The organism is Arcicella rigui, from assembly GCF_034929435.1.
GTDB classification, from domain to species: domain Bacteria; phylum Bacteroidota; class Bacteroidia; order Cytophagales; family Spirosomataceae; genus Arcicella; species Arcicella rigui.
In genome coordinates this window covers 95,570-108,251 of sequence record NZ_JAYFUM010000014.1, presented here as the reverse complement: position 1 = coordinate 108,251, position 12,682 = coordinate 95,570, and the positions used below count along the sequence as shown (strand labels likewise).

At 37.1% G+C, this 12,682-nt stretch carries 12 protein-coding genes; 10 read left to right on the top strand and 2 right to left on the bottom strand.

Going from position 1 to position 12,682, the window contains the following annotated elements:
* Window position 1 precedes the first annotated feature (1 nt).
* The 7 genes from VB248_RS12795 (at window position 2) to VB248_RS22595 (ending at window position 8,519) form a co-directional block, all read left to right on the top strand.
* Window positions 2-664 (top strand): ABC transporter ATP-binding protein, encoded by a 663-nt coding sequence (locus tag VB248_RS12795; protein ID WP_323255990.1) that lies wholly within the window; start codon window positions 2-4, stop codon window positions 662-664.
* Window positions 665-688: 24 nt separating this feature from the next.
* Window positions 689-1,933 carry an ABC transporter permease gene (locus VB248_RS12790; protein ID WP_323297178.1) on the top strand — a complete coding sequence of 415 codons (1,245 nt, stop codon included), beginning with the start codon at window positions 689-691 and terminating at the stop codon, window positions 1,931-1,933.
* 204 nt (window positions 1,934-2,137) lie between these two features.
* Window positions 2,138-3,289 (top strand): ABC transporter permease, encoded by a 1,152-nt coding sequence (locus VB248_RS12785; protein WP_323297177.1) that lies wholly within the window; start codon window positions 2,138-2,140, stop codon window positions 3,287-3,289.
* A gap of 104 nt (window positions 3,290-3,393) precedes the next feature.
* Window positions 3,394-4,767 carry a sigma-54-dependent transcriptional regulator gene (locus VB248_RS12780; protein WP_323297176.1) on the top strand — a complete coding sequence of 458 codons (1,374 nt, stop codon included), beginning with the start codon at window positions 3,394-3,396 and terminating at the stop codon, window positions 4,765-4,767.
* 221 nt (window positions 4,768-4,988) lie between these two features.
* A complete protein-coding gene (locus tag VB248_RS12775) occupies window positions 4,989-6,197 on the top strand; it encodes a sensor histidine kinase (protein ID WP_323297175.1) in 1,209 nt (402 codons plus the stop codon).
* A gap of 127 nt (window positions 6,198-6,324) precedes the next feature.
* Window positions 6,325-8,190 (top strand): gamma-glutamyltransferase family protein, encoded by a 1,866-nt coding sequence (locus VB248_RS12770; RefSeq protein ID WP_323297174.1) that lies wholly within the window; start codon window positions 6,325-6,327, stop codon window positions 8,188-8,190.
* Between the two features lie 137 nt (window positions 8,191-8,327).
* Window positions 8,328-8,519, top strand: a complete 192-nt coding sequence (locus VB248_RS22595; protein WP_407652909.1) for an ATP-binding protein — start codon at window positions 8,328-8,330, stop codon at window positions 8,517-8,519.
* Here the strand turns inward: VB248_RS22595 and VB248_RS12765 are convergent.
* Window positions 8,516-9,118, bottom strand: coding sequence for an HPP family protein (locus VB248_RS12765; RefSeq protein WP_323297173.1), 603 nt, complete (start codon window positions 9,116-9,118; stop codon window positions 8,516-8,518). The two genes, VB248_RS22595 and VB248_RS12765, sit on opposite strands and share 4 nt — an antisense overlap.
* Before the next feature lie 484 nt (window positions 9,119-9,602).
* Here VB248_RS12765 and VB248_RS12760 point away from each other — a divergent pair, with 484 nt between their 5' ends.
* The 3 genes from VB248_RS12760 (at window position 9,603) to VB248_RS12750 (ending at window position 12,019) form a co-directional block, all read left to right on the top strand.
* Window positions 9,603-10,379 carry a LuxR C-terminal-related transcriptional regulator gene (locus VB248_RS12760; RefSeq protein WP_323297172.1) on the top strand — a complete coding sequence of 259 codons (777 nt, stop codon included), beginning with the start codon at window positions 9,603-9,605 and terminating at the stop codon, window positions 10,377-10,379.
* A 240-nt stretch (window positions 10,380-10,619) separates the two neighbouring features.
* Window positions 10,620-11,537 (top strand): hypothetical protein, encoded by a 918-nt coding sequence (locus VB248_RS12755; RefSeq protein ID WP_323297171.1) that lies wholly within the window; start codon window positions 10,620-10,622, stop codon window positions 11,535-11,537.
* Between the two features lie 11 nt (window positions 11,538-11,548).
* Window positions 11,549-12,019, top strand: a complete 471-nt coding sequence (locus tag VB248_RS12750; protein WP_323297170.1) for a hypothetical protein — start codon at window positions 11,549-11,551, stop codon at window positions 12,017-12,019.
* Between the two features lie 64 nt (window positions 12,020-12,083).
* On the opposite strand, the gene VB248_RS12745 is transcribed toward VB248_RS12750, so the two are convergent.
* Entirely contained in the window at window positions 12,084-12,590 is a 507-nt protein-coding gene (locus VB248_RS12745; protein WP_323297169.1) for a hypothetical protein, read from the bottom strand.
* Between the last annotated feature and the right edge of the window lie 92 nt (window positions 12,591-12,682).

Below are 12,682 nucleotides of genomic sequence, written 5' to 3'. Positions count from 1 at the left end.
CATGATTAAACTCAGCAACATCGAGAAGGTCTATCAGACCAGCAATATTGAAACATTGGCATTGAACAATATCAATATCGACATCAAAAAAGGAGAATTTGTATCCATCATGGGGCCTTCGGGCTGTGGCAAAAGTACGCTTTTGAACATTATGGGGCTTTTGGATGAACCTTCAACGGGAACAATTGCCATTGATAATAAGCCCGTTGAGAAATTTACGGATAAAGATTTGGCGTATTTAAGAAACCAAAAAATTGGTTTTATTTTCCAAAGCTTCCACTTGATTAATGATTTATCCATTTTGGATAATGTAGAAATTCCCTTGCTTTATCGTGCTTCAACCAATAAAAGTAGAAGAGAAGCCGCCAAAGAAGCCTTAGAAAAAGTTGGCTTGAGTAATAGAATGAAACATTTTCCGAATCAACTTTCGGGTGGACAAAAACAACGTGTTGCCATTGCCAGAGCCATTGTGGGAAATCCAGAAATCATTTTAGCCGATGAACCCACAGGGAATTTGGACAGTGCGATGGGGAATGAAATTTTGAACATTCTTTTACAACTCAATGCCGCAGGAAGTACCATTGTGATGGTAACGCACGATGAAAACATGGCAAAGAAAACCCATCGTCTGATTCGCCTTTTTGACGGCACACAAGTATCTTAATTTAAGCTCTAAACAACATAAATCATGTTATTCAATTACATCAAAATAGCGTGGAAAGTCCTACTTCGGCATCCATTCTATACTTTTATTACGCTCTTCGGCATTACGTTGACGCTCACGGTGCTGATGGTGATAACTTCCTTTATCGACCATTTGGTAGGAAGTCACTATCCAGAATACAAAAGAGATAGGTCGCTGTATATTATGAACATCGCCTTGCGAGATTCAGCCAGAACTTCTATGAATGGCGGGCCTGTTTCTTATAATTTTATTAAGGAACATTTAAAAACCTTGAAGACACCTGAAAAAGTAGGTTTCTCAACGATGATTAATTCGGCTAATTCTTATCTGAATGGAAGAAGAATTAAAGTAAGTACCAAGTATTGTGATGCTACTTTTTGGGAAGTGGCAGACTATGAATTTTTGGAAGGAAAGCCTTTTAACGAACAAAATATTGCCAACGGCGAACACGTAGTGGTTATTACAGATGCCATGAAAAAACAGTATTTTGAAGACGAAACAGCTTCTGCTATTGGCAAAAGTATAGAAGTAGATAACGAGAAATTCAAAGTAATTGGCGTAGTAAAGTCTGCTCCAGTTACTCGTATCATGACTTTTTCGGATGTGTTTTTTCCTTACAATTTACCCAAAAGTAATTATCAATCCAAAGGCTTGCAAGGTAATTTTACAGCTATCATTTTGGCAAAAAACAAAAGTGATTTCAAAGCAATTCAAGATGAATTTGACGCTTCGGTCGGAAGAATTCCTTTGCCAATAATGAATTGGGGCAATAGGTATGATATTATCGACATCAAAGCACAAACTTATACAGATACTTTTTTGAACGGTTTATTAAGAGAAGGACAAGAAATTTTTCTGTACGTTGGTATTTTCTTTATTCTAATGATGTTGATGGGTTTGCCTGCTATCAATTTAGTGAATTTGAATGTGAGTAGAATCATGGAAAGGGCTTCTGAAATTGGGATTCGTAAAGCTTTTGGTGCACCTTCCAGTTCTTTAGCTTGGCAGTTTATTATTGAAAATATTTTTATTACGATGATTGGCGGTTCGTTTGCTTTAATACTTACTTTCATCATCATCAGTATTTTCAATGACAGTGGTCTCATTCTTCATGCCGATTTGAGTATCAATTTTAGTGTATTTGGCGTGAGTTTATTGGTTTGTTTGATTTTTGGATTGCTTTCAGGCGTAGTTCCCGCCCTCAGAATGTCAAAAATGAAAGTAATTGATGCTTTGAAAAGTTCGTAGGTTTTTAGCTGTGAGCTATGAGCCATGAGCCGTGAGTTATAAGCTATGAGCTTTGAGTTTTTTTGATTAGTACAAATAAAAATAATCACTCACTCACTAATTCACAATTGAAGCAATCACTCAATCACAACCGCAGCGGCGGACCGCTCACAAACTCACAATTAAAACAATCACTAAATCACTCATTCACAATTCACAACTGATATGTTATCTCATTTATTTAAACTCATCTGGAACAAAAGACGACACCATACTTTATTGATGGTAGAGATTTGGTTTTCCTTTCTGGTACTTTTTGGCGTGATGTCGCTGATAAGTTACAACTTCAAAAACTATTTAGAACCTATTGGTTTTGAATATGAAAACGTTTGGGCTTTGGACTTGAACAAAAACCAAGATACAACAGCCATTGCTGAGAAATTGAATACCGTTTTTCAGAAAATTAGGTCATATCCAGAGGTAGAAGTCGCCACCAGAATGTCTAATAACTCACCTTTTTCATTTACTAACAGTAATGGAAATATTAGTTATCAAAAGAATTCTGTTCTTGCTGATTATTATACTGCGGATGAAGATTTTACAAAGACTTTGGGCATGAAAACAATGCTGGGTAATTGGTTTAAAAAGGCTGATGCAGTAGCCAAATTCAAACCAGTGGTGATTAATAAAAAAGCTCAAGAAGCTTTGTTTGGCGAAGTAAATCCAATAGGCAAAGTGATTGGGGACAATCAAAAAGTAGTAGGAGTCATTGAAAACTTCAAAGCAAAGGGTGAATTTATGGATAACAGCCCTTGTATTTTTAACCTTGCGGATGATAAATATGATTACAATAAAGTGCTGATAAAAGTAAAACCCGGCACAGATGCCAATTTTGAAGCAAAGCTTACGAAAGAAATTGCCTCTGTTGCCAAAGAGTGGACAACCGAAGTAAGTTATTTAACAGACCAACGCCAAAATCAGCATAATTTAGCTTTAGTGCCTGTGATTATTTTCTTGATTATTACCGTATTTTTATTGGTGAATGTGGCAATGGGCTTATTTGGTATTTTGAATTTGAACATTGCCAAGCGTCGAGAAGAAATTGGTGTACGCCGTGCAATGGGAGCAACCGCAGGCAATATTAAAATTCAATTTGTGGGTGAAATGTGGGTAATTACTACTTTCGGTGTTCTTTTAGGTATTTTATTTGCGGTACAAGTTCCTTTAATGCACATGTTCAATGTAGAAAGCAGTATTTATTGGATGGCAATTGGGCTTTCTATTGTAATTTTATACGGCATCGTAACGCTTTGTGCTTATCATCCAAGCAGACAAGCCGCCAACATTCAACCAGCAATGGCTTTGCATGAACAGTGAGGTAGCTTTTAGCTATGAGCAGTGAGCTATGAGCTTAAAACTTGCATCAAAAAACAAAAAACTCAATGCTCACAACTCAAAGCTCATAGCTCACAGCTAAAAAAATGAACAAACTCCTTATCATAGACGACGATTTTGCTGTGCAGACATCCCTTTCGTTGATGCTTCGGCAAGAAGGCTTTCAGGTGAAGACTTGTTCTTCACCTGTGTTGGCGATGGATGTTATCGAAGCATTTCAACCACAATTGATTATACTCGACCTCAATTTTTCTATCGAAACGTCAGGCGATGAAGGGATGAAAGCCTTGAAAATCATTCGTCATACTTTCCCAAACATTGCCGTGATTTTGCTAACAGGTTGGGGAACAATCAATTTGGCAGTGGAAGGAATGAAATTAGGAGCAAAAGATTTTGTGACAAAACCTTGGCAAAACGAGTACATCATTCAGTCTATCAACACGATTCTGAATCTTTCTCAACAAAAAATACAATCGCCCAATCGTAAAAAATTAGACCAACAATACCAATTTGAACACATCGTCGGCAACGACCCAAAACTTTTAACCATTCTTGAAACCATCGGCAGAGTAGCCATGACCGACGCACCTGTGTTGATTACGGGCGAAAGTGGCACAGGAAAAGAACTCATTGCTGAAGCCATTCACCAAAATAGCAAACGCCGACACAAGCCTTTTGTCAAGGTTAATTTGGGTGGGGTTTCGGCTACTTTGTTTGAAAGCGAATTGTTCGGGCATACTCGTGGGGCTTTTACCGATGCCAAATCGGATAGAATTGGGCGTTTTGAATTGGCCAATAAAGGCACTATCTTTTTGGATGAAATCGGCGATTTAGACTTATCGAGCCAAGTAAAATTACTCAGGGTTTTACAAGACAGAACCTTTGAACCCTTGGGCAGTAGCAAAAGTAAAACGGTGGATGTACGGGTCATTTGTGCAACAAACCGTAATTTAGAAGAAATGGTGGCGAACAATACTTTCAGAGAAGATTTGTTTTATAGAATTAATCTTATCTCAGTAAAATTACCAGCTTTGCGTGAAAGACCAGAAGATATTGCAGCTTTGGCAATTTACTTTGCCAATAATTTAAAAACCATTTACGAGCGTCCGAATTTGAGTATTTCACCGAAAGCAATCCAGTGGCTCAAAACTTTACCTTTGCCTGGAAACATCAGGCAACTGAAAAATTTGGTAGAAAAAACCATTTTACTAACGCCCAAAGACGAATTGACGATAGAAGATTTTCAACAAAATATTTCTATCAATACTTCGCCCAGCAACAAAAATACTTTGCCCGAAGTAGGAACGATGACCTTAGATGAAATGGAATTATTGATGATTCAACGAGCGATGGCTTTTCATCAAAACAAAATTTCAAAAGTAGCCCGTTCCCTCGGCATCACTCGCTTTGCCTTGTATCGACGGTTGGAGAAGTTTAATATACCCTTTGTGGAATTGTGAGTTAGTTAGTTGTGAATTTTGAATTAGTTAATTGTGAATGAGTGAGTTAGTGGTTTCAATTAATCACTCATTCACAACTCACTAACTCAAAACTCGCCAACTCACAATTAACTAACTCACAATTCACTCATTCACAACTAATTCCCTTGTCCCTAAAAGCCAAATATATCCTCTTCGTTACGCTCATTCATGCCGTGATTATCTTTTTAACTTTTCGGCTTTTGAAAGAGAATAAACTCTATTTTGTCCTTTCTGAAGTATTAATTTTAGGCTCAATCATCATTGCCATACAGTTGTATCAAGATTTTATTCAGCCCTTGAAATTTTTACTCATGGGAGCAGAAGCGATAAAAGACCAAGATTTTTCGGTAAAGTTCAAACCTGTGGGCAAGTACGAAATGGATGAATTGATTGCGGTGTATAATGCCATGATTGACCAACTTCGCAACGAACGCCTGCAAGTAATGGAACAGCATTTCTTTCTGGAAAAACTGATTCAGGCTTCACCGATTGCGATAATTATTTTAGATTTTGATGGAAACATTACCAAAGCCAATCCCAAAGCCCAAACGCTTTTTACCTTGCCCGAACACTTTACTACGGCTTTTCCTTTGAGCCAAATTCAACATCCTGTTATCCCACATTTACTTTTATTAGCCAACAAAGAGGCCCAAACGGTGCAATTAAACGGCTTGGTGACATACAAAATCCAGCGTTCATTTTTTATGGACAGAGGTTTTGAACGTCCGTTTTTGCTAATTGAAGAACTCACCAATGAAATTTGGGCAACCGAAAAGAAAGCCTATGGCAAAGTAATCAGAATGATGGCACATGAAGTAAATAATTCGATTGGGGCAGTCAATTCAATTGTAGAGGTTACAAAAAAATATATCGAAGAACCTGATTTACAAAATGCCTTGAACGTAGCCACTGAAAGGAATGATAGATTGAACCTATTTATGCGACGTTTTGCCGATATTGTGCGTTTGCCTTTGCCCAACAAAGAAATGAAAAGTATGGGTATTATCGTCAAAAATGCCGTTGAACTGATGCGATTACAGATGCAACAAAAAGGTATTTCTTTGCAAACTGACTATCAAGAAAGTGCAAAACAGGTAGCCGTTGATGTTGGACAAATAGAACAAGTTTTGGTGAATATTTTGAAAAATGCCATAGAAGCTTGTGAAGGAAACGTTGAAAAAATCATACAAGTAAGCGTGACCAATACGCAAATATGTATCAGTAACAATGGTAAGCCCATTCCAAAAGCGATTGAACAGCAACTATTTACGCCATTTTTTAGCGATAAACCCGAAGGACAAGGAATAGGTTTAATGCTTTGTAGAGAAATTTTAAATAATCATGGATTTACGTTTTCCTTAGCCACACAAGCTGACGGCTGGACGGTTTTTGAGATTATTATTGCATAATGGTTTTATGCAACGATGAGCATTTGGTCTAAGAATAGCTCTTGGTCAGCGTAAAAATAGCCATTTATTTGGCTTCTTGCCTGAGAGCTTTTATTTTTAGAAAACAATCAACAAAACTTAACTATCCATGAAACATATCTTCCGTTTTGGCGTAGTCTTTTGCTTACTTTGTACAAAAGTATATGCACAATCTTTCAATAATTTACCTGTTTTGACTCAAAAACCCCCTTTGCATGGCAAGCATTGGATGGCTGTTACGGGCAAACCCTTGGCTGTGGCGGCTGGTGCGATGACCTTTACCAAGGGAGGCAACGCCATCGACGCTGCCTGTGCGATGTTGGCGGCCACTTGCACCATGTGGGATGTACTTAGCTGGGGAGGCGAAACGCAAGCTTTGATTTATAATCCAAAAACAAAAAAAGTCATTGCCATCAATGCCCTTGGTGTTGCCCCAACAGGTGCTACCGCCGATTTTTACAAAAGTAAAGGCTTTAAATATCCGCCAGAATATGGGCCTTTGGCAGCAGTTACACCTGGCACACCTGGCGGATTGATGACAATGTTGGCGGAGTATGGTACAATGTCGCTGAAAGATGTTTTAGCACCAGCCATGCAAATGGCAGAAGGCTATCCTATCGAAGCCCAAACCGCCAATTCAATCGAACGAGGCAAAGAGTTGATTAGACAATGGCCTTATTCCAAAAAGGTGTTTTTACCACATTTGGGAGAAAAGTATGAAGCCCCAGAAGCAGGTGAAATTTTTGTCCAAAAAGATTTACTCGAAACCCTCAAAAAATTGGTCAATGCCGAGCAACAAGCACTTGCCAAAGGCAAATCACGCAAAGAAGCCATTTATGCGGCTTATGATGTGTTTTACAAAGGAGAAATAGCCAAAGAATTTGTGCGAGGTTGCCAAGAACAAGGAGGCTTGATTACGGAACAAGATTTGGCAAACTGGAAAGTGAAAATAGAAGAGCCAATGATGACTACCTACAAAGGTATTGAGGTGTATAAATTGCAACAGTGGACGCAAGGCCCAGCCATGCTACAAACCTTGAATATTTTGGAAAACTTCGACATCAAAAGCATGGGCTACAATTCGAGTCGTTACATTCATACCTTGTATCAGGCGATGAACTTGGCTTTTGCCGACCGTGATTTTTATTATGGCGACCCTGCTTTTGCTCCCGAAGAACCTATGAAAGGACTTTTATCGAAAGAATACGCCAAAGAACGCAGCAAACTGATTAATCCAGATGCCAACGACCCTAAAATTGGCCCTGGCGACCCTTATCCTTATGAAGGAAAAATTAACCCTTTCCAAGATGTACTAAAAAATTGGAGCAGTGCCAGTTTGTTTTCACCCAAAAACAATGCGACTTTCGATGTTCAATTTGAAGAAAGTTTTACGGCTGGTACAACTTCGGTAGAAGCCACCGATGCCGAAGGATGGGTGGTATCGGTTACGCCAAGTGGCGGTTGGGTACCGGCTTGTATTGCAGGCAATACGGGCGTAGGCATGAGCCAACGTATGCAAGCATTTGTCCTCGATCCCAAAGAAAATCCCTTCAATGTTGTTGAGCCAGGCAAACGTCCACGTGTAACGCTTACGCCAAGTCTTGCCCTCAAAAATGGTAAACCGTTTTTATCATTCGCCAAACAAGCAGGCGACGAGCAAGACCAACTGCTTTTGCAGTTTTTCTTGAATATGGTCGAATTTGAGATGACTGTACAAGAAGCTTGCGAAGCACCGAGTTTTAAAACGATGCAAATGTATTCGAGCTTTGGCAAACACGAGCGTATCAATGGCGGTCTTACGCTCAACGAAGCTACGCCCAATTGGACACGCAAAGAACTTGGAAGAATGGGCTATAAAATCAATTACCAAGAGCGTACCAGTGGCCCAATCAACGCCATTTATTTCGATTGGAAACACGGCAGTTTTTGGGGTGGCTCAAGCAATCATGGCGAAGATTATGGGATAGGATGGTAGTGAGTTTATTAGAAATAGTTTTGTAATATATTTTCAAAATCTCTTAATTTTTTGAATTGCTCATTCACTCATTCTTTTTCATGTTATGTCGCATACAGAATATGGAAAAGAATGAGTTGAACTATTGCTATTTATGAATAGAACAAGTACTGAAAAATGCCATTAAGGCTTATGATGGAAATACAGCAAAAACGATACACGTAAGCGTTACCAATATTCAAATACGTATCAGTAATAATGGTAAACCCATTCCAAAAGCTATTAAACAGCAATCATTTACGCCATTTTTTAGCGATTGGATGGACGGTTTTTTCAATCAACTATTTTAGTTTTGATACTTTTTAAGTCGAAATACTTTTTTGATTGAATCAGTAAAACGTTTATCAGTAGGATATTTTCTGTTGGGAGTGATATTATTAAATATAAGAGCCACAGCAAAGAGAATGAGTGAACCCATCAGTACTGGAGAAATCACATAAAAATAGCCTAAACTTTTAATTTTATCAGAACCAATTACGGCAATTAAAGCCGTTGCACCGCCGGGAGGATGAAGTGTTTTGGTGATTTGCATCGCAACAATAGAAAATGAAACCGCCAAAGGTGCTGTTAGCCAAACAATATCTGGAAGGTATTTATAGATAGTAACGCCAATCAGAGCAGAAATAAATGGGCCACCGATAAGATTACGAGGTTGAGCTAAAGGACTTTGGATTGCACCAAAAATCAATACACTTGAAGCTCCAAAAGAACCTATCAAAAATAAGTTTTCATGTTGTGCTAATTGAAAACTCTGAGCATAAGAGATAAGCCCAATACCAATAAATGCTCCTGCAAAAGACCAAAAGTTTTCTTTGTAGTCAATTAATGTTTCCTTATAAATAATGTACTTAGAAAGTCTTATCCCTCTTCTAATTTTTTTCTTGACCATCGAACTTCTCTTAATTTTTAGCTTAAGATAGCTTTGGATTGTTTTAAGTTTTGTTTCAGTAAAGCAAAATTACTATTAAAAACGAGGAATAATACCAAGTGCTGATATTGAGTTGAATAACAGAAAGTTTGGGGGTATTAGGCTGTATTGTTTTGAATTCAATTAATTGAAAATTATAGAAAGTATCGTAAAAGTTTTGGTCAATGATTTTTTGATATGTATATTCAAAGACTCAAACCGTGTTTTTAAAACGAATTTGATAAATACGCTTGTAACTACTGCTTGACATTTACCCCAAAAAGCTCAGTTTAGGTCTGATACTGAGTAAAGATTTTACCCTTCGCATATACTCAATCGTTTTCGGAAACTTCATTTTGTATGCTTGCAGAATAGTTGAAGTTTAGGCATCTACAAGTCATGATAAGATAAAATTCATTTTTTATAATTTTATCACTCTGGTTATTATTTGTATCGTTTTTAATTTATGCCAAATCAACAATCACAACTTTACCTCAAAGCCAAAAAAATATGGGGAACAGTAGTAAAAGAAGAACCAAATAATCCTCTTGAGTTGAAATTGCAATTAGAGTTACACAAGCAACTCCTCAATCTTTTTCAACCTGGTACTTATTACTATTATGTATTTAATATTTTTGAGGCAGACTTTGACTTTGTAAGTCCTGGTATTACCAATGTTTTGGGTTATTTACCCGAGGAGATGGATATTCATAAATTCTTGGAACTAATGCATCCAGAAGACAAACCATATTTCTTGCAGTTTGAGCAACGAATAGCGGATTTTTTCAAGAATTTACCTTTCGAGAAAATACCAAAATATAAAATGCAGTACGATTTTAGAATGCGTACAAAGGATAACCGTTATGTCCGATTATTGCATCAAGCGATACAAATAGATTTTGATGAAACCAATTATTACCGTACTTTGGATGTCGATACGGTCATTACGCACATCAAAAAAGATGGAGTTCCTTCTTTTTCTATCATCGGACTCGAAGGAGAACCCTCTTACTATAACATCACTGAAACCAACACACTTACACTTTCTCAAGACTTGTTTACTCCAAGAGAACGAGTGATTTTGAAGATGATTGTAGAGAATAAAAGTACTAAAGAAATTGCCGAAAAGCTTTTTATAAGTCCTTTGACCGTAAATGTCCATCGAAAAAATATATTAAGAAAAGCCAATGTTTCAACGCCAATTGAACTGGTGCGTAAAGCTTTTCAAGAAGGCTGGATGTAAGTTTCCTGATTTATCAAGCATAATTAATTACTCTTTGCACTTTTCTTTGAAGTATCGACTTCAAGGGAAAGTGCTTTTTTGTGTCAACAAAAGCTCAATAAACAAAAAGCAACCATCTTTTGAAAGCCATTTTTGGATGCTAATCCCGCTAAAAATACCTAAGAGTAGGTATTGCCCTCACGTCCCTAATTACTTAAGTTTGCTCGCTTTAATTTGCTTAACTAAAACAACAACTTCTGTATGAAACATTTTTATTCAAATTTTATGGTATCGTTTGTTGCTAAAACAACAGATATTTTTGTGTGGGAAAAATTGCAAAAGAACAAGCTATTGCTTGTCGCTTTTTTATTCTTGATTTCGCCCTCATTTTTATTTGCACAAGATATTATTATCAAAAATGATAAGTCTGAATTAAAGGCAAAAGTTGTTGAAATTACAGATGATTATATCAAATACCATGACTGGGATAACCTAACAGGCCCGATATACAATATCTCAAGAACTCAGGTATTTATGATTAATTATCAAAATGGCAAGAGAGAATTTATTACAAGTAATGCAGACAATAAAACGGAAACGAAGGTTACTACAAAAACTACGAACACTAATACTGCAAAGGTGAGTAATACAGAAACTCCAATCAGTAGTTCGCCATATACTTTCACTCCAAGAGATAAAAGCCAACCTAAAAGCTATACAAACTTTGCCGATAGAGTAGCCTTCACAGGTGTAACAGTGGATCAGATTGGTAAATTAACCATCCCAACGATTTCTTCTGTTACTGATATTTTTGTTGCCCCCAACATCGCTATCGCAACAGGGATGTCAGCTTCTTATAACCAAGAATCAGTATTAGGTTATAACTATAAGACTTCTTCAATAGGTGTAATGGCAGGCCCAACCTATTACTTAAACGAAGTATTAAAGATAGACAAAAACAAAGGCGGATTATATGGTGGAGCAGCACTTGCTTATACTTTTGCTTTTGCTTCAGAAGATTTTACAGGAACAAGTACTACGGCAGGAAATTTTGGTGTATTTGCACGTGCTGGTGGTTTTATAAGTTTTTCCAAAAAGTTAGGAGCTTTTACTGAGGTTCATGTAGGAGAAGGAGGGGCTTCAGTGGTTGCAGGTATTTCGTTTAAGACTACCAAATAAACACATACACTATGAAAAATGTAGCACTAAAATCACTTTTTATCATTGTAGTAATTACATTGATTACTTTTAGTTGTAAAAAAAGTGATGTAGAACCAACCATGCCAGTTGGTACGGGTGAATTTGCTTTTGCAAGTACCAAATATTCGGGTGGTTGTTTCGCAGTGCCTTCCTCTTCTTGTTCAGGCTCTACCGATGTAATGATTGTATCAGACAATAAGGTCAATACGCTGATTGTCTATAATATGCCAGACAACACTTCTGGTACTTATACAATTTCAAATGGATGGAATTCTGCCACTGATTGTGGTGTACTTTATGTTTTAGCTGTTAAAGATGCTTCTGGAATTACAGCAAGTATTAACGGCACACTTACCAAAACAGGTGCAACAACCTTTGCACTGACCACCTCCGTAACTGACGACCCATCTACTTCGGCATCAACCGCAACAACTGCAAGAGGAAATTATCAAAAGTTGTAAAGATTATATAAATGATTACCTCTTCTCTGGCAAATAGACCACAGAAGAGGTAATTTATCAAATATTACTCGCCCTGATGAATCCAAATATACTTTTTGCCATTCCAATAAATAATTCCACCCGATAAAAAGCCACCATCTTCGTAATCTTCAAGGAGTATGCCGTGATGTGACAGTTTTACTTCTTTGCCACCAATTATATCTCCAGTTTCTTTGTCAAATTGTGTTTCCTGTGCCGTTTTTTCTTTGTAAACAGACCATTTATCAAGCCAATTGAAATCATCAATATCTCCCAGTTTGTTGCCTGCACCCAATACATAATACTCATTGCTTTTACCATGAATTAGCAAAATACCTTTCTTTTTAAGACGTTTATCCGTCACCAAAACTGCCACATCTTCAATTTTATCAGCATTAAAATCATCTTGCAGAAAAACAGGTTTTAGCTTTTGATTAATCAGATAAGTTTTATCCAAACCCTTTTCAATAAATACTTTTGTAAACCACGAAGGTAATACTTGTGCATTTGCTTGGATGGAGAGGAAAATTAGTAGTAGGAATTTGGCTTTCATGATGAAAAGAAGATTGTTGAAGAATCAATTTAGAAAAAAGGTTTTAAATTTATAATGCTTTTAGATTTGTGATATTTGTTTAAAAACCAAGA